Origin of the sequence: Streptomyces sp. NPDC102441 (assembly GCF_044765585.1) — a bacterium.
GTDB lineage: Bacteria > Actinomycetota > Actinomycetes > Streptomycetales > Streptomycetaceae > Streptomyces.
The window spans coordinates 191,305-214,063 of sequence record NZ_JBIWKH010000009.1; the positions used below are offsets into that span (position 1 = coordinate 191,305).

19 protein-coding genes are annotated in these 22,759 nt (G+C 71.1%); 13 read left to right on the forward strand and 6 right to left on the reverse strand.

The genetic code is table 11. From position 1 onward, the window contains the following. The first annotated feature begins 18 nt into the window (after positions 1–18). Positions 19–924, forward strand: a complete 906-nt coding sequence (locus ACIREO_RS21330; RefSeq protein ID WP_404112477.1) for an alpha/beta fold hydrolase — start codon at positions 19–21, stop codon at positions 922–924. A 48-nt stretch (positions 925–972) separates the two neighbouring features. On the opposite strand, the gene ACIREO_RS21335 is transcribed toward ACIREO_RS21330, so the two are convergent. Next, positions 973–3,381 (reverse strand): endonuclease/exonuclease/phosphatase family protein, encoded by a 2,409-nt coding sequence (locus ACIREO_RS21335; protein WP_404112480.1) that lies wholly within the window; start codon positions 3,379–3,381, stop codon positions 973–975. A gap of 276 nt (positions 3,382–3,657) precedes the next feature. On the opposite strand from ACIREO_RS21335, the gene ACIREO_RS21340 reads away from it, so the two are divergent. From ACIREO_RS21340 to ACIREO_RS21365, 6 genes are all read left to right on the forward strand, one after another. Next, positions 3,658–4,911 (forward strand): ROK family protein, encoded by a 1,254-nt coding sequence (locus tag ACIREO_RS21340; RefSeq protein WP_404112482.1) that lies wholly within the window; start codon positions 3,658–3,660, stop codon positions 4,909–4,911. Between the two features lie 336 nt (positions 4,912–5,247). After that, entirely contained in the window at positions 5,248–5,805 is a 558-nt protein-coding gene (locus ACIREO_RS21345; protein WP_404112485.1) for a flavin reductase family protein, read from the forward strand. 13 nt (positions 5,806–5,818) lie between these two features. Beyond that, the gene (locus ACIREO_RS21350; protein ID WP_404112487.1) at positions 5,819–6,883 is read left to right on the forward strand and encodes an ABC transporter substrate-binding protein; all 1,065 of its coding nucleotides are present in this window, start codon (positions 5,819–5,821) and stop codon (positions 6,881–6,883) included. Beyond that, positions 6,880–7,758 carry an ABC transporter permease gene (locus ACIREO_RS21355; RefSeq protein ID WP_404112489.1) on the forward strand — a complete coding sequence of 293 codons (879 nt, stop codon included), beginning with the start codon at positions 6,880–6,882 and terminating at the stop codon, positions 7,756–7,758. The genes ACIREO_RS21350 and ACIREO_RS21355 overlap by 4 nt, the downstream gene beginning before the upstream one ends. Next, positions 7,734–8,480, forward strand: a complete 747-nt coding sequence (locus ACIREO_RS21360; protein WP_404112492.1) for an ABC transporter ATP-binding protein — start codon at positions 7,734–7,736, stop codon at positions 8,478–8,480. Before ACIREO_RS21355 ends, ACIREO_RS21360 begins: the two co-directional genes overlap by 25 nt. A gap of 21 nt (positions 8,481–8,501) precedes the next feature. After that, a complete protein-coding gene (locus tag ACIREO_RS21365) occupies positions 8,502–9,878 on the forward strand; it encodes an LLM class flavin-dependent oxidoreductase (RefSeq protein WP_404112494.1) in 1,377 nt (458 codons plus the stop codon). 31 nt (positions 9,879–9,909) lie between these two features. On the opposite strand, the gene ACIREO_RS21370 is transcribed toward ACIREO_RS21365, so the two are convergent. Next, the gene (locus ACIREO_RS21370) at positions 9,910–10,320 is read right to left on the reverse strand and encodes a VOC family protein (RefSeq protein WP_404112497.1); all 411 of its coding nucleotides are present in this window, start codon (positions 10,318–10,320) and stop codon (positions 9,910–9,912) included. 120 nt (positions 10,321–10,440) lie between these two features. Here ACIREO_RS21370 and ACIREO_RS21375 point away from each other — a divergent pair, with 120 nt between their 5' ends. Together ACIREO_RS21375 and ACIREO_RS21380 are read left to right on the forward strand one after the other, a co-directional pair. After that, the gene (locus ACIREO_RS21375) at positions 10,441–11,946 is read left to right on the forward strand and encodes an MFS transporter (protein ID WP_404112500.1); all 1,506 of its coding nucleotides are present in this window, start codon (positions 10,441–10,443) and stop codon (positions 11,944–11,946) included. Next, positions 11,943–12,974 carry a glutathione S-transferase family protein gene (locus tag ACIREO_RS21380; protein WP_404112503.1) on the forward strand — a complete coding sequence of 344 codons (1,032 nt, stop codon included), beginning with the start codon at positions 11,943–11,945 and terminating at the stop codon, positions 12,972–12,974. Before ACIREO_RS21375 ends, ACIREO_RS21380 begins: the two co-directional genes overlap by 4 nt. A gap of 105 nt (positions 12,975–13,079) precedes the next feature. Here the strand turns inward: ACIREO_RS21380 and ACIREO_RS21385 are convergent, their stop codons facing one another. Beyond that, positions 13,080–13,946, reverse strand: a complete 867-nt coding sequence (locus ACIREO_RS21385) for a DMT family transporter (protein WP_404112506.1) — start codon at positions 13,944–13,946, stop codon at positions 13,080–13,082. Positions 13,947–14,051: 105 nt separating this feature from the next. On the opposite strand from ACIREO_RS21385, the gene ACIREO_RS21390 reads away from it, so the two are divergent. After that, positions 14,052–15,170 (forward strand): winged helix DNA-binding domain-containing protein, encoded by a 1,119-nt coding sequence (locus tag ACIREO_RS21390; protein ID WP_404112508.1) that lies wholly within the window; start codon positions 14,052–14,054, stop codon positions 15,168–15,170. Positions 15,171–15,375: 205 nt separating this feature from the next. Here ACIREO_RS21390 and ACIREO_RS21395 read toward each other — a convergent pair whose 3' ends face one another. Further along, entirely contained in the window at positions 15,376–16,227 is an 852-nt protein-coding gene (locus tag ACIREO_RS21395) for a LuxR C-terminal-related transcriptional regulator (protein ID WP_404112511.1), read from the reverse strand. Between the two features lie 113 nt (positions 16,228–16,340). On the opposite strand from ACIREO_RS21395, the gene ACIREO_RS21400 reads away from it, so the two are divergent. Continuing rightward, positions 16,341–18,017 carry an AMP-binding protein gene (locus ACIREO_RS21400; protein WP_404112513.1) on the forward strand — a complete coding sequence of 559 codons (1,677 nt, stop codon included), beginning with the start codon at positions 16,341–16,343 and terminating at the stop codon, positions 18,015–18,017. Next, positions 18,014–19,621, forward strand: a complete 1,608-nt coding sequence (locus tag ACIREO_RS21405; RefSeq protein WP_404112515.1) for an AMP-binding protein — start codon at positions 18,014–18,016, stop codon at positions 19,619–19,621. Before ACIREO_RS21400 ends, ACIREO_RS21405 begins: the two co-directional genes overlap by 4 nt. Positions 19,622–19,641: 20 nt before the next feature. Here the strand turns inward: ACIREO_RS21405 and ACIREO_RS21410 are convergent, their stop codons facing one another. Both ACIREO_RS21410 and ACIREO_RS21415 read right to left on the reverse strand, forming a co-directional pair. Then, positions 19,642–19,863, reverse strand: a complete 222-nt coding sequence (locus ACIREO_RS21410; RefSeq protein ID WP_404112518.1) for a hypothetical protein — start codon at positions 19,861–19,863, stop codon at positions 19,642–19,644. A gap of 71 nt (positions 19,864–19,934) precedes the next feature. Further along, entirely contained in the window at positions 19,935–20,672 is a 738-nt protein-coding gene (locus tag ACIREO_RS21415) for a hypothetical protein (RefSeq protein ID WP_404112520.1), read from the reverse strand. Between the two features lie 257 nt (positions 20,673–20,929). Here ACIREO_RS21415 and gcl point away from each other — a divergent pair, with 257 nt between their 5' ends. After that, positions 20,930–22,714, forward strand: coding sequence for a glyoxylate carboligase (gcl, locus tag ACIREO_RS21420; RefSeq protein WP_404112523.1), 1,785 nt, complete (start codon positions 20,930–20,932; stop codon positions 22,712–22,714). Positions 22,715–22,759: the final 45 nt, after the last annotated feature.

Here is a 22,759-nt window from a genome sequence, read left to right on the forward strand (position 1 = left end):
CGGGAAGCGAGGAGCATCATGCCCGAGGAGATCATCCGGTCCCTCACCGTGGACGGCCTGCGTTACGGCTACCGCCTCCTGCCCCGTGACCCGGCCGCGGACGGAGCGTCCGTCACCGAGCCGGTTCTCGTGATCGGCGGCGCGCTGCAGGGGATGTACGGCTGGCCACAGATGGACGACCATCTCGGCCCGGTGGCCGATGTGGTGACCGCCGACCTGCCAGGGATGGGCTCCGCCGACCCCTTGCCGCCCGGACCCAGCGCCCCGGTCCTGCGCGCGGCGGTCACCGGGATCATCGACGATCTGGGCGCCTCCCGGATCAATCTCTTCGGCTTCTCCTACGGCGCGGCCATCGCCTTCGACTGGGCGCAGCACGCCCCTGGGCGTGTCGCCCGGCTCGTCCTCGGCGGCGTACCCACCCATGTCGGCAGGGACCGGCGGAGCCACTGGCGCCGGGCGACGCGAGCGCTGGCCGAGGGGGACATGGAGGGCTTCGCGGCGCTGGCCGCGGACGCGCTGATGTGCCTTGACCCGGACCGCCCCGTGCACCGCCGTGAGCTCGCCCGGCGCTTCGTGCGGCGCTCCTTCCTGCACGCGCTCGCCCACTCGGAGCATGCCGCCGACTCGCTGCGGCGGGCGCTGGCCGACCGCCCGGACTTCTCCGGCGGGCTGTCGGGCGTACCGGCCCTGGTCTTCGCCGGGGAGCACGACACGGTGACATCGCCGGAGCGCCAGCGGGAGTTCGCCGGGACGATCGAGGGGAGCCGCTTCCTCACCCTTCCGGAAGCCGACCACTGGGTCGTGCTGGAGCGGTCCGACGAGGTCGCCGCCCTCGTGACCCGCTTCTTCACTGACCGGCCCCTCGAACCGGTCACGGCGCGGCTCCCGAACCAGGTGCGGGCCGGTTCGCCCGCACCACGGTGAGCTCCCCCGCCGTGGTGGCGGCCCGTCCAGGACCGCCACCACGGGCTGTCAGTGCCGGTGGCCCTTCATGTCGATCCGCACGATCTGCGGGTCGTGGTCGCTCGCCTGGTCGGCGAACTCCGCGTTGATGTGCACCACGTCGTAGTCGAAGCGGCGGACCGCGGGACTGGTCAGGATGTGGTCCAGGGTCTGCGAGTTGCCGTCGTAGACATAGCTGTACTGCTCGCGCGCGGGCAGTGTGGTGATGAGGGGCTTGAGTACCTTGCCGCTGGTCAGCGTCCTCATCGTGGGGGAGAAGGCGAAGTCGTTCAGATCGCCGAGCGTGACGACCCGGGCCGACCTGTCCGCCTTCAACAGCGAGGTGACGAAGGTGTTGACCTCCGCAGCCTGCCGCACACGCTGAGTCTCCGAGCTGCGCGCCGGCTCCTGGTAGCGGCCGTGCAGGGACTGGTCGCCGCCCTTGGACGCGAAGTGGTTGGCGATGACGAAGACCGGCTCGCCACGGAAGCGGAACTCGCCCACCAGCGGCTTACGGCTGCTGTCCCAGGCCGTGCTCGTGGGGTTGACCCGCCCGGGTGAGACGGAGAGCGTGGCACCCTTCTTCGTCTTCACCGCCTTCACCGAGGTGGTCGCGTCGCCGCCCGGGCGGTCCACGAAGTCGACCCGGCCGGGATCGAAGAGGAAGACGTTACGGATGTTGCCACCGGGCTCGCCGCCGTCCTGGCCGTCCGTGGGAACCACATAGCGCCACGCGTAGCGGGGGCCGCCCGCCGCCACGATCGCGTCCGTGAAGCGCTTCAGCGTCGCCTCCGAGCCAACGGTGCCGTCGTCCACCGCACCGTTGTCGTCCTGGATCTCCTCCAGCGACACGATGTCCGGGGACGAGAGGCTGACCGCGACGCCCTGGGCGAGCGTGTCGAACTTGGCCTGCTCGTCGGACGCGTCGAGGTTCTCCACGTTGTACGTGGCGACGGCGAGCTCCTTGCGCTTCTGCTTCCGCGTCACCTCGCGCTTCAGGCCGTTGTCCTTCAGCGTGCCCAGCTCGGCGGCCTGCACGTTGTAGCCGCCGTACGACGCGTAGTCGACGACGCCCGTGGTGGGGCCGGACAGCACGTCGCCCACGTCCGCGGCCGGTACGGGTTGCGCGGGGTCCAGCGACATCACCTTGAGGCGGCCGGTGTTCTGGTCCTCGTACGAGGCGTACAGCGTGCCGCCGCGCCGGGTGGGGTTCTCCCTCGGCTTCACCGTCACCCACACCTCGTCGTACGCGGTCGTCGCGCCGGTGACCCGGGTGTCGGTCATCGTCACGCGGGAGCCTTCGAGCGACTCGTACAGATCCAGGGCGTACGCCTCCGGGGCGAGGGCGAGGCCCTCGATCGAACCGCCGCCGGCTGCCGGCACATAGGCGTCCGGCACCGAGGAGGCGTCGAGGACGACGGCGTCCGGCAGGGGGTTGCCCGAGGACAGGACCGTGGTCAGCGGGGCGGTGATCTGGGTGAGCGACTGGGCACCGGTGGCCGGGTAGTACTCGGCGACCTTGCCGCTGACCAGCACCGAGTCACCGACGGCGACGGCGGGCGCCGCGGAGCCGGTGTAGACGAACAGACCCTCGCTCGTCCGGGCGTCGTCGTCCGGCGTCGTGTCCTGGATCCAGAAGCCGCGTGAACCCGTCGTCCGTACGCCGGTGACGACGCCCGGGACTCCGGTGACCGGCTGTCCGGCGAGGGGGGAGAGCCGGGTGGTGCCCTGGATGTCGTGCACCCGCACCGTGCCGGGCTCGGTCGGTCCGCCGGGCTCGCCGGGTCCGGAGCCGTCGGCGGTCTCGCCCGCCGCGTTGACGGGCGTCGGGGTGCCCGCGGTCAGGTCCACGGCGTTGTCGTCGGTGTCCGCGAGGGATGTGCCGCGCGCCACGGAGGCGGTGGCGGAGGCACCCGTCACCGGGCCGCCGCCCTCACGTACGACGGCGGAGCCGTAGCCGACGAGGTCGACGATGCGGGCGTCGGCGGCGCAGTCCGCCGCGGTCCTGCAGGTCAGCGGGGTGGTGCCGGAGACGAGCGCGACGGTGCCGCTCGCCGCGGACATCGGAGTCGTCCCGGTCGCGTCGGGGGCGGGCAGGGCCGCCGTGCCGCCGGTGCCTGCGGCCTGCGCGACGAGGTAGCGGCCCCCGGGCGCGACGGCGCCGGACAGCGCGGAGACCTGCCAGAGCGATCCGGCGGAGGGAGTCCCCGGGAGGTACTGGACGCTGAAGCCGGACAGTGCGAAGGAGCTCTGGCCGGCGTTGGCCAGCTCGATGTAGTCACGGGTGAGCGTCGCGCCGGAGTTGCCCCCGCCGCCGTACACCTCGGAGACGACTGCCGACGACGAAGGGGCCGCGAAGGCGGCGGGCAGCGCGGTGACCGACAGGGTCACGGCGACAGCGGCGGCCAGCAGGGCGGAGCCGGGTCTGGCTATGTGCACGGGAACTGCCCCCAGTTGTGTAGTGAGGGGCCAAAAACTATGCGCGTAGAACGGTCGTGGCAAGAGACCGGAGGTTAATTCCGGGCGTCCACCATACGGTCAGGTGTTTGACCGTCCCGCGGCGCTCCGGATACGTTGCGTGACATGCAGCGATCCGCACACCTGACGACGCGAGGTCATGTCGACCTGAAGCGCGTGTGCTCCGCGGCGTGTCACCGGAGCTGAACACCCGGTAGTCACCTCCGCGCCCGCTGCCATCGAGGACCTGGAAGACCTGTGACACGTCTGCCTGCGCCCGTCCGCCGTTCCCGGCCCCCGCGCCGCTCCGACATCCCCCTGCCGGCACACGCCCGCCGTGGCTCCGGCACGGGATCCGTGCTGGGCGCGATCCTCGACCACGGCCCGGTGGCCCGCTCCACCGTGGCGCGGCTCACCGGCCTCTCGCCCGCCTCGGTCACGGGCCATGTGACGCAGCTCCTCTCCCGCGGACTGGTCAGGGAGAGCGCCGAGACGACCGGACCGCGCGGGCTCGGCCGCCCCCATGTGCCCCTGGAGATCGACACCTCATGCTTCCTGGTGGCCGGTGCGCACATCGCGGTCGCGCACTCGACGGTCGCCCTGATGGACCTCCGCGGCCGGATCGTCGCCGAGGACCGCAGGCCGCACCTCGACACGAACCCGCGCCGGATCCTCGACGACCTGGCGGCCCGGCTCCCTCTGCTGACGGGCGCTCACGCGGCCGGCCGGCAGGTGCTGGCGCTGGGCTTCGCCACCGGGCACCGGGTGGACCCCGCCGCCGGAGTCGTCGTGGAGCATCCGCATCTGGGCTGGCGCGCTGTCCCCGTACGCGAGATCCTGACCGCCGCCACCGGGCTTCCCGTCCATGTCGACAGCCACTCACGGGCGTTGGCACGAGCCGAGCAGATGTTCGGCGAGGTCTCGACCCGGCGCAGCACGGTGCTGCTCTTCATCGGCGCGGTCGTCGACGGGGCCTTCGCCACCTCCGGTGAACTGCACCGGGGGCCGCGCTCCGGTGCGGGCAGTGTGGCCCATCTCCCTCTGGGGGCGGGCGGATCGGGGGACGCGGAGCCCTGTAGCTGCGGGCGCACCGGGTGCCTGCAGTCCGAGGTGTCCGAGCGCGCCATGATCCGCCGCGCCGCCGCACAGAGCCTGTACGTGGAGACGTTCCAGGAGCTGCTCGACCACGCCATGGCCGGGGAGCCGCGAGCCGTGGCGCTGTTCCGCCGCCGCGCCCGGCTGGTGGGCAGGGCCGCCGCGCTGCTCCTGGACATGTTCGACCCGGAGTGCTTGGTGGTGGTCGAGCCCGGAGCCGGCCGGCTGCCGGAGTGCCTCGCCGACCTCCGGGAAGAGGTGGGGATGCGCTCCTCGGTCTGTGACGACCCGGAAAGGGCCGTGGTGCCCAGCAGCTTCACCGGATCGGTGCTGGCCACGGCGGGCGGCGCGGTGGCGCTGGGCGCCCTGTACGCCGACCCGCTGGGCCCGTGGCCCGCACTGCCCGCGGTGTCCTGAACTCCGCCGGTAACCGCTTTAATTCAGGACGTTGCATTGTTGACCGGCCGCGGAAAGAACGGGAGGATGGATTCATGACCAGCCGACAGCGGAATTCGGAGAGCGCGCCCACAGCGGCACGTTCCTGCCGCGCGGCCGCGCCGACGAGCGGAATCGCCCGGTGCTTCTGTTGCCGTCCCTGTCCGGGAAACCGGTAACCCCCAGCTGAATTACCGGGCGGTCCGCATGCGTGCGTGATTTTCCTTCCGCCCGTGTTCCCGCGCGCTTTCGTGTGCTCCGGCAGGCCGCCGCGCGATTCCGCATGCCCGAATTCAACCCTCCGACCGGGGAGAGACATTGACCGTCACCGTGTCCTCGTACGCCGCCGTCCGCCCCTCCGAACCCGCCACGACCGCAGCCTTCCCCGGCATCGCACCCGAGGGCTTCAAGCAGGCCTTCCGCAGGTACCCGGCGGGCGTCGTCGTCATCACCGCCGACGCCGGGCACGGGCCGGTGGGCTTCACCGCCACCTCGCTCAGCTCGCTGTCCCTCGCCCCGCCGCTGGTCTCCTTCGGGATCGGGACGTCCACCTCGTCCTGGCCGCACATCGAGCGGGCCTCCACGGCCGTCGTGAACTTCCTCGGAGTCGAACAGCAGCGGCTGGCCACCACGTTCGCCACCAGCGGCATCGACCGTTTCGCCGCTCCGACCGGCTGGCGCCGGCTGCCCGGCGGGGAGCCCGTGCTCGACGGGGTGACCGGCTGGCTGAGGCTCACCGTCCAGAGCATCGTGCCGGCCGGCGACCACCGCATCGTCGTCGCCAGGGTCGAGGAGTCCTGGCTGGACGAGGGGCGCAGTCCGCTGCTCTTCCACGACGGTTCGTACCACTCCATCCGTCCCGCGCCCGACCAGTGATCAGGAATTCACGATGACACGCCATGACAACAGGCGGGCCCTGGCCCGGAGGTCGTTCCTCGCTCTCGCGGGAGGCACCGTACTGAGCCTCGCCGCCTGCTCGCCGCAGGTGAAATCCGTGGCCGACGCAGAACCCGCCGGCGCCCTTCCGGCCGGAGATCCGGCGTCCGGGACGAAACTGAAGATCGCCGCTCGTACGACGCAGCTCCAGCTGAATCCTGCCGGGCTCGCGAAGGAGGTTCCCTTCACCGTCGCCGAGTGGCCGAACCTCTCCGCCGGGCCCGATGTAATTCAGGGATTCCGCGCGAAATCGATCGACCTGGCCACCAATGCGGGAATTCCGCCGATCCAGGCGCATGCTATCGGCGTCCCGGCGAAAATCGTCGCCGTCCAGGTCCGCCGGCACCCGATCTACACCTTTGCGACGGCCCCCGGCTCTTCCATCAGGAAGGCCGAGGACTTCCGGGGGAAGAAGATCGGGTTCTCCCAGGGCCAGGCCCAGGGTGTCGTCGTCCTGCGAGCGATCGAGGAGGCGGGACTGAAGAACTCCGACGTCGAACTGGTCGACCTGCCCAGCACCCAGTTCCTCACCGCCCTGCAGTCCGCGCAGGTCGATGTGGCGCCGCTGGGTGAGCCGACCCTGACGAAGTATCTCGACCAGTACGGCAAGGACGGCGCCCGTGGGGTGAAGACGGAGGTCGTCGACCTGCTGACCGTGCTCTGGGCGCCGAACGAGGTACTCAACGACCCGGAGAGGGCGAAGGCCGTGCGCAGCTTCGTACCGCTGTGGGCGCGCGGTCAGGTATGGGCCTGGGAGAACCAGGAGGAGTGGATCGACACGTACTACGTGAAGGACCAGGGCGTGTCCAAGGAGGACGGCCGGCGCATCGTCGACTCCTATCAGAAGCCGCAGTTCCCGGTCAGCTGGGACGAGGCCGTCGACTGGGAGCAGAAGACCGCCGATCTGCTGGCCGAGGGAGGCTTCGTACCGGAGCAGAAGGCCTCCGAACTGTTCGACCGCCGGTTCGAAAGGCTGGCGGCCGAGGCCGTGGCCGCCGAGTACCGGGAGGGGTCGTGACCGACCTGCTGGCGAAAGCACGGACGGCCGGCACGGAGACGGCGGAGCCTGCCGGGCCACCGGCCACCGAGGGAACGGCACATGTTTCCAAGGGCACCCGCCGGCGCCTCGGTCCCGGCCGGGCGCTGCCCTTCGGGCGGCTGATCGGCCCGGCGCTGCTCGTGCTCGCGTGGTGGACCGCCTCGGCGTCCGGCTACCTCGATCCGCGGATCCTGTCCTCGCCCGGCACGGTGTTCGCCACAGTGGTGGACCTGGTCAGCACCGGCCGCCTCCAGGACAACGTCCTGATCTCGCTCCAGCGCGCCGGTCTCGGCCTGTTCTTCGGGGTGTCGGCCGGTGTGATCCTGGCCGTGGTGGCGGGTCTGAGCCGCAGCGGCGAGTATCTGGTGGACGGCCCGCTCCAGATCAAGCGGGCCATCCCCTCCCTGGCCATGCTGCCCCTGCTCATCCTCTGGCTCGGCATCGGTGAGCAGATGAAGGTCACCGTGATCGCGCTCGGCGTGGCGGTGAACATGTACGTCAACACGTACGCCTCGCTGACCGGCATCGACAGCAGGTACGTGGAGCTCGCCGAAGGACTCGACCTGAGCCGGGCGACGTTCATCCGCAAGGTCGTCGTACCCGGATCGCTGCCCGGCTTCTTCGTCGGCCTGCGCCTGGGCGTCACCTCGTCCTGGCTCGGCCTCATCGTGGTCGAGCAGATCAACGCCACCAGCGGCATCGGCTACATGATGTTCCAGGCCCAGCAGTACGCCCAGTCCGACGTGATCATCGTGGGCCTCGTGGCCTACGGGATCTTCGGCTTCGCCTCGGACGCGGCGGTACGCGCAGTCGAAAGGAAGGTCCTGTCATGGCGACGCACGCTGGCGGGCTGACGGAAGCACGGCCCGCGATCCGCACCTCCGGCCTGGTCCGGCGGTTCGATGACCGCAAGGTCCTCAAGAACCTCGACCTGACGGTGGCGCAGGGGGAGTTCACCGCCCTCCTCGGGCGCAGCGGCTCCGGCAAGTCCACCCTGCTGCGGGCCGTCGCCCGTCTCGACCACACCGTCGAAGGATCCGGTGAGCTCTCCGTACCGGACAGGGTCTCGCTCTCCTTCCAGGACTCCCGGCTGCTGCCCTGGCTGCGGGTGCTCGACAACGTCGTCCTCGGGCTCCGCGGCCCCCAGGCCCGCGAACGGGGTCTCACCGCGCTCGCCGAGGTCGGCCTGGAGGGCCGCGACCGCTCCTGGCCGCACGAGCTGTCCGGCGGCGAACAGCAGCGCGCCGCCCTGGCCCGTGCCCTCGTACGCGAACCCGAACTCCTGCTGGCGGACGAGCCGTTCGGGGCACTGGACGCGCTGACCCGGATCAAGATGCACGACCTGCTGCGCGAGCTGTACGAACGCCACCGCCCCGCGGTGCTGCTGGTCACCCATGACGTCGACGAGGCCGTGGAGCTCGCCGACCGGGTCCTGGTCCTGGAGGACGGCCTCATCTCCGTCGACCTCAGGATCGACCTGCCGACGCCGCGCTCCCGCCGCGAACCGCGCTTCCAGGAGTACCGCGACACCCTGCTCGCCGCCCTCGGCGTGGCACAGCCCCAGATCACGCACTGATCCCCCGAGGAGAAGACACCCATGCCGCGCAAGCAGCTCCATCTGAACGCCTTCCTGATGTCCACCGGCCATCACGAGGCGTCCTGGCGGCTCCCCGAGAGCCATGCCGAGGCCAACTCCGACCTGGAGCACCACAAGAACCTGGCCCGGATCGCCGAACGCGGTCTCCTGGACTCGCTGTTCCTCGCCGACGGGCCCGTCCTCATGGGTGACCCCGGCCGGCGGCCCGCCGCCAAGCTGGAACCCACCGTGCTGCTCACCGCGCTCGCCGGGGTCACCGAGCACATCGGCCTGATCGCCACCGCCTCCACCAGCTACAACGAGCCGTACAACCTGGCACGCAGGTTCGCCTCGATGGACCACATCTCCGGCGGCCGGGCCGGCTGGAACATCGTCACCACCGCCGGAGCCGACGCCGCCCGCAACTTCGGCCTCGACGACACACCCCTGCACCACGACCGCTACCGCCGAGCCGCGGAGTTCGTCGAGGTGTCCACGAAGCTCTGGGACAGCTGGGCGGACAACGCGGTCGTGGCCGACAAGGAGGCCGGGATCCATGCGCTGGCCGACCGGGTCCGCACCATCGGCCACACCGGCGAGTTCTTCCGGGTCGACGGCCCGCTCAACGTCCAACGACCGCCGCAGGGCTACCCGTTGCTCGTACAGGCCGGATCCAGCGAGGACGGCAAGGACTTCGCCGCCCGCTACGCCGAGGCGGTGTTCACCGCGCAGCAGACGCTGGAGGAGGGCATCGCCTTCTACAAGGACGTCAGACAGCGTGCCGAGGCGCTGGGCCGCAACCCGGACGGCATCAAGATCCTTCCCGGCATCGTCCCGGTCATCGGCGACACCGAGGCCGAGGCGCTGGGACTGGACGCCGAACTCGACCGGCTCATCGTCCCGGAGTACGCCAAGCGCCAGCTCGCCAGGACGCTGAAGCTCGACCCGTCCGAGCTGCACCTCGACCGGGAGCTTCCGGAGGACCTTCCCGACGAGGACGAGATCGAGGGAGCCAAGAGCCGCTACACCCTGGTGGTGGAGCTCGCCAGACGCGAGAAGCTGACGGTGCGGCAGCTCATCGGACGGCTCGGCGGCGGGCGCGGACACCGCACCTTCGCCGGAACGGCCGAGCAGGTCGCCGACACCATCGAGCACTGGTACGACAGCGGGGCGGCCGACGGCTTCAACATCATGCCCGCCGTGCTCCCCTCCGGGCTGGAGATCTTCGTGGACCGGGTCGTCCCGATCCTCCAGGAGCGCGGCCTGTTCCGTACCGAGTACACAGGAGCCACCCTGCGCGAGCACTACGGCCTGCCGAGGCCGGCGAACCGGCTGTTCGACGCCGTGGACACCCGCGAGGGCCACACCGGCATCGGCCTCGCCACGGCGGCGACCTGATTTCGCAAGCGGCGGCGCATGGGACCTGGTGCTACGCGGCCGGACCGGCGGCCGACGGCGGGGCGGGGTGGACGGCCAGGGTGAAGGAGTGCCCGGCCGGATCCGCGTAGACGCGGACGTCGCGAGGGCCGCTGTTGTCCCTGGCCTCCACCGGCCGGGCACCGAGGCCGACCGCCTCGCGCTCGGCCTCGTCCATGTTTCCCCGGTCCACCAGAATGCGCAGATGGGCCTGTTGGGAGTCCTCGGGACGAGGCCAGCTGGGCGGGGCGTAGCCGTGATCGCGGCGGATCGCCAGCTGCACACCGCTCCGGCCGACGATCTCGACGAAGTCGGGATCGTTCCCGACGCGCGTCTCGGCGTTCAGCAGAGCGGCGTAGAACTCGGCGAGCTCCACGTGCTCGGCACAGTCCAGGACCAGCACACTCGTTTTCGCGACAGTCATGTCTTCACAGGTACCCGCGAAGCGGCCGGACAGGCCGGATGACCGCTGACAGGGGCCCGCCGACCGGCCGCACGGCGCGCCCGGATGTCGATCGGGGAACCGCGTCCTAGGGTGCGGGTCATGGCAGCGAGCGCGGGTAACCGGGACACGGCCTCTACGGGCACCGGCCCCGACGACCCCCGTCGCTGGCGTGCCCTCGCCGTCTGTCTGGTGGCGGGCTTCATGACACTGCTGGACGTCTCCATCGTCAATGTGGCGCTGCCGTCCATCAAGGAGGGCCTCGACACCCCGGAGTCCGACCTCCAGTGGGTGCTGTCCGGCTACGCCCTCGCGTTCGGGCTGGTCCTCATCCCCGGCGGACGCCTCGGCGACGCACGGGGGCGGCGCGCGGTGTTCATGGCGGGGCTGACCCTCTTCACCCTGGCCTCCGCCGCCTGCGGTGCGGCCCAGTCCAGCCTCTGGCTCGTCATCGCCCGGCTCCTCCAGGGCGCGGCGGGCGGACTGCTCTCGCCCCAGATCTCCGCACTGATCCAGCAGATGTTCTCCGGACGCGAGCGTGGCCGCGCCTTCGGAATGTTCGGCACCGTGGTCGGCATCTCCACCGCCGTCGGACCGCTCCTGGGCGGACTCCTGATCCAGGGGGCCGGCGCACAGGAGGGCTGGCGCTGGGTGTTCTACGTCAACCTGCCGATCGGCGCCGTCTGCCTCCTGCTCGCACGGCGGCTGCTCCCCGACACCCCGTCCGCGGGCCGGGTGCGCCCGCGCGACCTGGACCCCGTCGGAGTCCTGCTGCTCGGCGCGGGGGTACTCGCCCTGCTGCTGCCGTTCGTCCAGGCACAGCAGTGGCCGGGCAACGGGAAGTGGCTGCTCGTCGTGGTGGCCGTGGTCCTGCTCACGGCGTTCGTGGCCTGGGAGTCCCGCTGCGCGCGCCGGAGCGTCCAGCCGGTGCTGAACCTGTCACTCTTCCGGCTCCGGTCCTTCTGGCTGGGCTCCCTGATGATCCTGCTGTACTTCGCCGGCTTCACCTCGATCTTCTTCATCAGCACGCTCTATCTGCAGTCCGGGCTGCACTACAGCGCCCTGGAGGCCGGGCTCGCGATCACCCCGTTCGCCCTGGGCGCGGGCGGGTCGGCGAGCATCGGCGGCCGGCTGGTCGGCCGCTTCGGACGGCCCCTCATCGTCGTGGGCCTCATCATGGTGGCCGTCGGACTCGGGCTCACCGCACTGGCCGCCCACCTGGTGCCGGGCAGGGGCGCCGGGCTCGCGATGGCGGCCCCGCTGCTGCTGGCGGGCCTGGGCAGTGGACTGGTCATCGCGCCCAACCAGACCCTCACCCTCTCCGAGGTCCCCGTCCACGACGCGGGCAGCGCCGGCGGCACCCTCCAGACCAGCCAGCGGGTCGGCTCGGCCATCGGGATCGCCGCGGTGGGCTCGGTCTTCTTCGCCCAACTCGGCGCCGGTGACTGGGCGGCGGCCTACGACCACGGGCTCCTCGTCTCGGTCGCGTTCGTCCTCGCGGGCCTGATCGTGGCCCTGGCCGACGTCGCGGCGGGCAGAAGGGGAAGGAGACGTAACCAGACGTCCGATGCCACTGACCCCACCGACGCCCCGAGGAGAACAGAATGAGCGACACCGAGGACGGGGAGCAGGGCGGGAACACCGCGTACGGTCACAAGCCCTTCAAGCGCTCCCGCAGCCACTTCGCCGACCGCATCACCGCCGACGGCCGGGACGGCTGGCCAGTCGAGGCCGGGCGCTACCGGCTGGTCGTCAGCCGGGCCTGCCCCTGGGCGAGCCGGGCCCTGGTCTCACGCCGGCTGCTCGGGCTGGAGAGCGCCCTCTCGCTGGCCGTCGCCGACCCCATCCAGGACGACCGCAGTTGGCGCTTCACCCTCGACGAGGACGGCAAGGACCCGGTGCTCGGCATCGGTTACCTGAGCGAGGCCTACGACGCACGGGAGCGCGGCTACCCGGGCGGGGTGAGCGTGCCCGCGATCGTCGACGTACCGACCCGGGCCCTGGTCACCAACGACTACCAGCAGATCACCCTGGACCTGGCCACCGAATGGACCGGGCTGCACCGTCCCGGTGCCCCCGACCTCTACCCCGAGCGGCTCCGCGACGAGATCGACGAGGTGATGGGCGGCATCTACCGGGACGTCAACAACGGGGTCTACCGTGCCGGCTTCGCCGCCGAGCAGGGGGAGTACGAGGCGGCGTACGTCGATGTGTTCCGCCGCCTGGACCTGGTCTCCGAACGCCTCGCCGGACAGCGCTACCTGGTCGGCGACACCATCACCGAGGCGGACATCAGGCTGTTCACCACCCTGGTGCGCTTCGACGCCGTCTACCACGGACACTTCAAGTGCAACCGCTCCAAGCTCGCCGAGGACCCCGTCCTGTGGGCATACGTCCGCGACCTCTACCAGACCCCGGGCTTCGGCGACACCGTCGACTTCGACCACATCAAGCGGCACTACTACCAGGTGCACACCGGCATCAACCCGACCGGCATCGTGCCGCTCGGCCCCGACCCGGCGGGCTGGCCGGCCCCGCACCACCGGGAGCAGCTGGGCGGCCGCCCGTTCGGCGACGGCACCCCGCCCGGACCCGTGCCGCCGGGCGAGGAGGTTCCGGCGCGGGGGCGCCCCTGACCGGGCCCGCCCACGTGCGGCGCGCCGGGCCCGCCCACGTGCGGCGCGCCGGCCCGCCCACGTGCGGCGCGCCGGCCCGCCCACGTGCGGCGCGCTCCGGCCCGGTCACTTCACGCGAGGTGGCGCCGGGTCCGCCGTCGCCAACGGGGAGCGGGCGAGAACGACACAGCCGACGGCGATCAGAGCCACCCCCGCCAGCTGGGGGAGCAGCCACCACCCGGCCCGCAGCTCCTCGCCGAACAGGGTCACCCCGTAGGTGATGCTGATCAGCGCGTCCCCGAGCGTCAGCATCGGCTGCACCGCCACCAGCGACCCCGCCTGGAGCGCGTTCTGGAGGAGGAACAGCGCACCCACTCCGGCCGCCGCGGTGGCGTACAGCTGCCACGCGGTCACCAGACCGGTCACGCCTTCGCCGTCCAGCCGCGACATGGCGTCCTTCATCAGCGCGGCGGTGAGCGCGTACCCACACGCCGCGGCCAGCCCCAGCAGCGCGGCCCGGGCGTTGCCGGAGGTGCCGAGCGCCGCAGAGATCAGCGCGGCCTCGAAGAGCCCGGTCGCCACCAGAGCCGGGATCCAGGCCGCCCCCTGAACGCCCTCGCTGCCGCCGACCGGTGCGGCGGCGGCCATCCCGAGGGCCAGGCCGAGCGTCACGGCGGCCACCCCGTACCAGACGGGGCGCTCCACCCTGACCCGCATGACGAACCCGGCGACGACCAGGGTCGCGGGCAGCTCGATCACGAAGATCGGCTGAACCACGGCGATGGGGCCCGTGGCCAGCGCCACCGCCTGGCAGACGGCGGCGACGATCACGAGACCGATCCCGGCGAGCCACACCTTCTGCCTCAGCAGATGCCCGATCAGAGACAGGCGCATCGCCTCGCTGTCGGGCACCTGGAGGGCGGCGCGGCGCTGGAGTACCGAGGCGGTGCCGTTGCTGAGCGCGGTCAGGACGGCGAACAGGACACTGATCACCGCCCCATCATGAGGGCCGGTGCCGCCCGGCCCCCGGTGCCGCGTACCCGTGCGAGTGTCGCCCGTTCCGCGCCGGTGTCACAGGGGCCGCGTAATCTGCGGACCATGGCCGCCAAGAACACTCCCGTGCTCTCCACCCGCGCACTCAACAGGGCAACGATGGAGCGCCAGTTGCTGCTCCGCCGCACAGCCGTGCCGGTGAAGGACGCGGTCAGCCGCCTGGTCGGCCTCCAGGCACAGAACACCAGGCCGCCGTATTTCCAGCTCTTCTCCCGGCTGGAGGGCTTCGACCCGGCCGCGCTCTCGGCGCTGATGGAGTCCCGCGAGATCGTCAGGATCGTCAGCCTCCGCTCCACCATCCACACCCACACCGCGGAGGACGCCCTCACCCTGCGCCCCCTCGTCCAGCCGGCCCGCGACCGGGAGCTCAGGATGTTCCGCGCCGGGCTCGCCGGCGTGGATCTCGACCGGCTCACCTCGCTCTCCAGAGGGCTCGTCGAGGAACGGCCGCGCACCATGAAGGAACTGCGCGAGCAGCTCCTCCTCCACTGGCCGGAAGCCGACCCCCGGGCCCTCGCGGTCGCCGCCCGCTGCCGGCTGCCACTGGTCCAGGTCACCCCGCGCGGGCTGTGGGGACGCAGCGGACAGGTCGCCCTGACGACCGCCGAGCACTGGCTGGACAGCCCGTCCCGGCCGGCGGCCTCGCCCGACGCGACGGTGCTGCGCTACCTCGGAGCCTTCGGGCCGGCCTCCGTGAAGGACATGCAGATGTGGGCAGGACTCACCCGGATGCGCGAGGTCTTCGAACGCCTGCGGCCCCGACTCGCCACCTTCCGTGACGAGAACGGCGCGGAACTCTTCGACCTGCCCGACGCCCCGCGCCCGGACCCCGAAACCCCGGCCCCGCCGCGCTTCCTCCCCGAGTTCGACAACGTCCTGCTCGGCCACGCCGACCGGACCAGGGTGATCCCGTCCGCGTACAAGGGCCGCAACGGCGTCGGCAACCAGTCCTACGGGACCGTCCTGGCCGACGGATTCCTCACCGCGCTCTGGCGCCTCGACGAGACCGCGGACACCGGGACCGTCACGGTGCAGGCCCTGGGCGAGCTCGGCCGGGCCACCCGCGACGAGATCACCCAGGAGGCCGTGGAGCTGCTGACGGTGATGTCCTCGGCGCCCGCCCACGACGTCCGCTTCGGCACGTTCGTCGACTTCGGGGACTGAGAGGGTCCGGCAATTGGGGGGCGGCGTCGCGGAAGTGGGCACGCGCTCCCCCAAGCTCTCGGCTCCGCTCGAGCGGGGGGACCCCCATGACCAGGGGAGACCCCAATCGCTCCGCGTTGCCTCAATCCTCCGCCTTGCAGCTGTACGTACCCACCCCCGCTCCTTCTCCCACCTCCCAATTGCCGGACCCTCTGAGACGCCCGTCCTACGGCAGCAGCCCCGCGCGGCGTGCCGCCACCACCGCCTCCAGCCGGGTGTGCGCCCCCAGCTTCCGCATCGCCGACCGCAGGTAGCTCTTCACGGTCTCCGGCCGCAGAGCCAGCCGTTCGGCCGCCGAGGCGTTCGTCGCGCCCGACGCGACGCAGGCGATCACATCGACCTCGCGCGGCGCCAGCCGTACCCGCCCCGCCGCAGGGCCCCCGCCTCGGTCCGCCCCGGCGGCCGACGCGAGGCGCCCGCACACCGCGAGGAGTTCGTCGCGCAGGGCCGGGTCCACGATCTTCGGGGCCAGGGCGCGCAGCTCACGATGGGCCTCGCGGACGTCCTCCCATGTGCCGGTGCCCGCGCCCGGATCGGCGACCCGGTCCCGGGTCGCCGCCAGGAGCTGCTGCACCTCGTCCCGGACGGCCAGGGCCTGCTCCACGTCGCGGGCCGCCGACGCCGCCACGTCGAACGTACGATCCCCGAGCGTGAGCGGCTCGCGCAGCGCCCCGTACAGCACGCCGCGGACCGTCCGGCGGACGATCACGGGCACCGCGACGACCGAGCGCAGGCCTTCCGCCGCGACGGCCGTGTCGTACTCGTGGGTGATGTGGCGCGACGAGTGGTAGTCCGTGACCGCGCACGGCCGTGACAGGGCGATCGCCTTTCCGCCGAGCCCGCTGCCCGCCGAGATGACGAGCCCGCGCAGCGCGGGCGTCTGCGCGCCGCTCAGCTCGCCGATCCGGGCATGGCGGGCGTCGGAGAGCAGCCCGCCGAAGACCACGGGCAGCCCGCTCGTCCGGCGCAGCCCGATCAGGGCCGCCCGCAGCTCGGTCGCCTCGCCCGGTTCCGTCACGCCGATGACTCCCCGCCCTGTCGGATTCCCACCCCTGTTCGGGGGTGGTGAGATCTGGGTCACTGTTTACATGATGTTACGGCCGAAGGACGGGTTCGCGACGAGGAGTGCACATGCCGGCAACGAATGCGACGGAGACGTTCCGGGCGGCCCGGGACTTCCTGATCGAACACCGCGAGGACTACTCCGCGGCGTACGAGGGCTTCCGCTGGCCCCGCCCCGACTACTTCAACTGGGCGATCGACTGGTTCGACGTCATCGCCGAGAACAACGACCGCACCGCCCTGCACATCGTGGAGGAGGACGGCGGCCGCACCGAGGTGTCCTTCGCCCGGATGGCGGCCCGGTCGAACCGGGCGGCGAACTGGCTGCGCGAACAGGGCGTGGCCGCAGGCGACCGGATCCTGGTCATGCTCGGCAACCAGACCGAGCTGTGGGAGACCGCGCTGGCCGCGATGAAGCTGCGCGCCGTCGTCGTCCCCGCAACCCCCCTGCTCGGGCCGGCCGATCTGCGCGACCGGGTCGATCGCGGCAGGGTCCGCCATGTCCTCGTACGGTCGGCGGACACCGCCAAGTTCGACGAGGTGCCCGGCGACTACACCCGGATCTCGGTCGGTGCCGACATCGACGGCTGGCTCTCCTACGGCGGGGCCGACGAGGCACCGGAGACCTTCACCGCGGACCGGGAGACGGACGCCTGCGAACCCCTGATGCTCTACTTCACCTCGGGCACCACCGCCAGCCCGAAGCTCGTGGAGCACACCCATGTCTCTTATCCGGTAGGCCACTTGTCGACGATGTACTGGATCGGGCTCAAGCCCGGCGACGTCCATCTGAACATCTCCTCGCCGGGCTGGGCGAAGCACGCCTGGTCGAACCTCTTCGCACCGTGGAGCGCCGAGGCCACCGTCTTCATCTTCAACTACACCCGGTTCGACGCCTCCCGGCTGATGGCAGAGATGGACCGCTCCGCGATCACCAGCTTCTGCGCCCCGCCGACGGTCTGGCGGATGCTCATCCAGGCCGACCTCACGCAGTTGAAGACACCGCCGCGCGAGGTGGTCGCGGCAGGCGAGCCGCTCAACCCCGAGGTCATCGAGAGTGTCCGGCGTGCCTGGGGCGTCACCATCCGCGACGGGTTCGGGCAGACCGAGACCGCCGTGCAGGTGGCCAACACCCCGGGGCAGCCGCTGAAGGCCGGCTCCATGGGACGGCCCAGCCCCGGATTCACGGTCGTACTGCTGGACCCGGTCACCGGCGCACCGGGCGCGGCGGAGGGCGAGATCTCCCTCGACCTGGCCACGGCTCCCGTCGGCCTGATGACGGGCTACCACGGCGACCCGGAGCGCACGGCCGAGGCCATGGCGGGCGGTTACTACCGCACGGGTGACATCGGCGCACGGGACGAGGACGGCTACATCACCTATGTAGGCCGGGCCGACGACGTGTTCAAGGCCTCCGACTACAAGATCTCACCGTTCGAGCTGGAGAGCGCCCTGCTGGAGCACGAGGCGGTGGCCGAGGCCGCGGTCGTACCCGCCCCCGACCCGGTGCGGCTCTCCGTCCCGAAGGCGTACGTCGTGCTCGCCGAGGGCTGGGAGCCCGGGCCCGGCACGGCGAGGGTCCTGTTCGAGCACTCCCGGGCGGTCCTCGCCCCGTACAAGCGCATCCGCCGGATGGAGTTCGCCGAGCTGCCCAAGACCGTCTCGGGGAAGATCCGCAGGATCGAGCTGCGTGAGCGCACCGCCCGGGGCACCGGCACCGAGTTCGACGAGGGGGACCTGCGATGAGCGACCTCTCCTACGCGCAAGGCACCAGCTCCACGGAACTGCTCGGCGACACCATCGGACGCAACCTGGACCGCGCGATCGAGGCGTACGGAGACCGCGAGGCCATGGTCGACGTGGTCTCCGGACGCCGCTGGACCTACGCCGAGTTCGGTGGAGCGGTCGAGGAACTGGCCCGCGGGCTCATGGCCTCCGGGGTGGCCAAGGGCGACCGGGTCGGCATCTGGGCGGTCAACTGCCCGGAATGGGTCCTCGTCCAGTACGCCACGGCCCGTGCCGGAGCGGTCATGGTCAACATCAACCCCGCCTACCGCGCGCACGAGCTGGAGTACGTGCTGAAGCAGGCCGGGATCTCCGTGCTGGTCGCCTCGCTCGCCCACCGCGCCTCCGACTACCGCGCACTCGTCGGCCAGGTCCGCGCCGGCTGCCCCGAGCTGCGGTCCGTCCACTACATCGGCGACCCGTCCTGGGACGAGCTGACCGCCGCTTCGGGATCCGTGACCCCGGAGCAACTCGCCGCCCGCGAGGCGGAGCTGTCCTGCGACGACCCGATCAACATCCAGTACACCTCCGGGACCACCGGATTCCCCAAGGGCGCCACGCTCTCCCACCACAACATCCTCAACAACGGCTATTTCGTGGGGGAGACGGTCGCCTACACCGAACAGGACCGGGTCTGTCTGCCCGTGCCGTTCTACCACTGCTTCGGCATGGTCATGGGGAACCTCGGCATCACCTCGCACGGCGCCTGCATCGTGATCCCCGCGCCGGCCTTCGAGCCCGCAGCCGTGCTGGCCGCCGTCCAGCAGGAGCGCTGCACCTCGCTCTACGGCGTGCCCACCATGTTCATCGCGGAGCTGGACCTCCCCGGCTTCGCCTCGTACGACCTCTCCTCGCTGCGCACCGGGATCATGGCAGGGTCGCCCTGTCCGGTCGAGGTGATGAAACGGGTCGTCGCGGAGATGCACATGGCCGAGGTGTCCATCTGCTACGGGATGACGGAGACCTCACCGGTCTCCACCCAGACCCGGCGGGAGGACGACCTGGAGCGCCGCACGGGCACGGTCGGCCGGGTGATGCCGCACATCGAGGTGAAGGTCGTCGACCCCGTGACGGGCCTGACGCTCCCGCGCGGTGAGCCCGGCGAGCTGTGCACCCGGGGGTACAGCGTGATGCTCGGCTACTGGGACCAGCCGGAGCGGACCGCCGAGGCCATCGACGCGGGACGCTGGATGCACACGGGTGACCTGGCGAGGATGCGGGAGGACGGGTACGTCCAGATCGTCGGCAGGATCAAGGACGTGATCATCCGGGGTGGCGAGAACGTCTACCCGCGTGAGATCGAGGAGTTCCTCTACGGGCACCCGAAGATCGCCGACGTCCAGGTGGTCGGGGTGCCGGACGAGCGGTACGGCGAGGAGATCCTGGCCTGCGTCATCCCTCGCGATCCGGCCGACCCGCCGACCCTCGACGAGGTGAAGGCGTACTGCCGTGAGCAGTTGGCGCACTACAAGGTCCCGCGCGGGCTGCGGATCCTGGAGGCGTTTCCGATGACCGTCAGCGGCAAGGTCCGCAAGGTCGAACTGCGGGAGGGGTACGGCGCGTAGCCCACGCCGGGGCCGCGGCGTCAGGCGGCCTCGATGATGCCGGCGGCTATGCCCTGGGTCGCCGCCGCCCACTCGATGAGCAGTACCTCGTACTCCGCGGCCTCCACCGGCGTCCAGTCCTGGCCGGCCCGTGAGTCGACGAGTGCGCGAATGGCGTCGTTGGCCTCGACGACGGACGGGTGGACGGGCTGGGTCAGAAAAACGGGGGCGGGGTGTGCAGGAATCCGAGGAGTTAAGACCATGCCTTCACTCTACGTCCTCATACTGACAACAGCTCGAACATATGCGGCTGGCAGGGCACAGGTGACCGAAATCATTCGGCTGGGGCGGGGCCGACGCTGATGAGCTCGTCCGCGGGGCCGTTCACCGGCTGCGGTGTACCCGTGAGGTCCAGGACGAACAGCGGGATGGCGAGGCCGTCCGCGCGTGAACGGGCCTCGTCCGTGTAGCCGGCAAGGGAGAACAGTGCGCCGGACACCGAGCTGTTCAGCGCGTTCAGCCAGAGGCACTCGACATCGCGGAGGGAGGTCGGGCGGGTGGTCGCGTCGACCTGGGCGATGAGGCCGGCCGCCCTGAGGTCGATCCGGGAACTGGGCCGCACCTCGGGCTGGGTGACATCGCGGAAGCCCAGCCATTTCAGGTAGAGCGCCGCGGTGTTCACCGCGTCGCGGGCCGTCCGTATCACCAGTGGCCTGAACGACGGCCGCGGATGCGCCGCCGTGCGCGGCAGCGGTATGTGGGACGGGCCGGGCGAACCGCCGGCGGTGGGCGGCTGCATGATGCCACGCGTGGCCACCGGGCGCACGGGGATCCTCAGCACCGCGCCGCAGGGGCAGCAGAGTTCGGGGTGCGGCCACTGGTCGCGGCGTCCGCAGGAGTGGCAGCGCACGCTCACCCAGTCGTCGTTCCAGGTGCGGTGCGTGATGAGCACGGCAGGGGCGCCGCGCATCAGCGGCGGGGCGGTCGGGGAACCGCAGGGACAGGGGTATACCGGCGTGATGTACGCGTGGTCCCGGCGGCAGGCCGGGCAGCGCACCGGTACGGACTCCACGTGCTGCCCCCTTCTTCCGCCCCTGTGGCGGCGACTGCGTTCTGTATCTCCATCGTCCACCAGGAGCGACGCTCCCGGGGGTGATTCGCGCACTTCGGACCGATGGTCTCGGCTGCTTCCTCCGCCTTCCCTTGACGGTCGCCCCCGACCGCCCTAAATTGATTTCACATAGCAGAAAGAAGTTTCCGTAATGTGGAATTAGTGCTCTCAGGTGGCGCGACAGAGCCCGACTCCACCAGGTCCGAGCAGGAGCACTCATGCCTCGTATGACCGCTGCCCGAGCGGCAGTTGAGATCCTCAAGCGCGAAGGCGTCAGCAACGCGTTCGGTGTGCCGGGTGCGGCGATCAACCCGTTCTACGCGGCCCTCAAGGCCTCCGGCGGGGTGCGGCACACGCTCGCCCGCCATGTCGAGGGCGCCTCCCATATGGCGGAGGGCTACACCCGCGCCACGGCGGGGAACATCGGCGTCTGCATCGGTACGTCGGGGCCCGCGGGCACAGACATGATCACCGGCCTCTACTCGGCCATCGCCGACTCCGTCCCGATCCTCTGCATCACCGGCCAGGCGCCCACCGCCGCCCTCCACAAGGAGGACTTCCAGGCCGTCGACATCGCGTCGATCGCCGCGCCGGTGACCAAGGCCGCGACCACCGTCCTGGAGGCCGCCCAGGTCCCGGGCGTCTTCCAGCAGGCCTTCCACCTGATGCGCACGGGCCGGCCGGGTCCCGTCCTCATCGACCTGCCGATCGATGTGCAGCTCACCGAGATCGAGTTCGACCCCGAGCTGTACGAGCCGCTGCCCGTCCACAAGCCCGCCGCGACCCGCAGGCAGATCGAGCGGGCCGTCGAGATGCTCAACGCCTCGGAGCGACCGCTGCTCGTCGCGGGCGGCGGCATCATCAACGCCGACGCGTCGGAACTCCTGGTGGAGTTCGCCGAGCTGACCGGAGTCCCGGTCGTCCCCACCCTGATGGGCTGGGGCATCCTCCCCGACGACCACGAGCTGAACGCGGGCATGGTCGGCCTGCAGACCTCGCACCGCTACGGCAACGCGAACTTCCTGGAGTCCGACTTCGTCCTCGGCATCGGCAACCGCTGGGCCAACCGCCACACCGGCCACCTGAACGTCTACACCGAGGGCCGCACCTTCGTCCACGTCGACATCGAGCCCACCCAGCTGGGCAGGATCTTCGCCCCGGACCTCGGGATCGCGTCCGACGCGAAGGCGGCGCTGGAGCTCTTCGTCGAGGTGGCGCGCGAGCTGAAGGACGCGGGCAAGCTGAAGAACCGCTCGCAGTGGGCCGCGTCCACGCAGGAGCGCCGGGCCACGCTGCAGCGCCGTACGCACTTCGACAACGTGCCTCTGAAGCCGCAGCGGGTGTACGAGGAGATGAACCGGGCGTTCGGCCCGGAGACCCGCTACGTCACCACCATCGGCCTCTCCCAGATCGCGGGCGCGCAGATGCTGCACGTCTACCGGCCGCGTCACTGGATCAACTGCGGCCAGGCCGGGCCGCTGGGCTGGACGATCCCCGCCGCGCTGGGTGTCGCCACGGCCGACCCGGACGGCACCGTGGTCGCCCTCTCCGGCGACTACGACTTCCAGTTCATGCTGGAGGAGCTCGCCGTCGGCGCGCAGCACCGCATCCCGTACGTGCACGTCCTGGTGAACAACTCCTACCTGGGGCTCATCCGGCAGGCACAGCGCAACTTCGACATCGACTTCCAGGTCAACCTGGAGTTCGAGAACCTCAACTCCCCGGAGCTGGGCGTCTACGGCGTGGACCACGTCAAGGTCGTCGAGGGGCTGGGCTGCAAGGCGATCCGCGTCACCGAGCCCGACCAGCTGCTGCCCGCCTTCGAGGAGGCCAAGAAGCTCGCGGCCGAACACCGCGTCCCGGTCGTCGTCGAGGCGATCCTGGAGCGGGTCACGAACATCTCGATGAGCGGGACCGACATCGCGTCGGTCAACGAGTTCGAGGACGTGGCCTCCGAGCCGGGCCACGCCCCGACGTCGATCCGCCCGCTGACGGTGTCCTGACCCCGGCCGCGTGACGTGTGGAAGGACCCTGGCGGGCCGGTGGGC